This window comes from Elizabethkingia argenteiflava (genome assembly GCF_009904105.1).
Taxonomy (GTDB): Bacteria; Bacteroidota; Bacteroidia; order Flavobacteriales; family Weeksellaceae; genus Elizabethkingia; species Elizabethkingia argenteiflava.
This window is the reverse complement of sequence record NZ_JAAABJ010000658.1, coordinates 1-208: the sequence shown is the minus strand read 5'-3', so window position 1 is coordinate 208 and position 208 is coordinate 1. Positions and strand designations below refer to the sequence as shown.

At 43.8% G+C, this 208-nt stretch carries 1 protein-coding gene; it reads right to left on the bottom strand.

Going from position 1 to position 208, the window contains the following annotated elements:
- Positions 1 to 208, bottom strand: a 208-nt coding sequence (locus GNY06_RS13835; RefSeq protein WP_212995119.1) for a hypothetical protein, incomplete at both ends; no start/stop codon positions are given.

Here is a 208-nt window from a genome sequence, read left to right as displayed (position 1 = left end):
CGGGTTCGGATTTCTCGAATTTCGTTCTTTAATGCTTCGGCGCTCGATAACTTAGCAACTTTTTCTAGCTTTTCTTGCTGACGGGTTCGGATTTCTCGAATTTCGTTCTTTAATGCTTCGGCGCTCGATAACTTAGCAACTTTTTCTAGCTTTTCTTGCTGACGGGTTCGGATTTCTCGAATTTCGTTCTTTAATGCTTCGGCGCTCG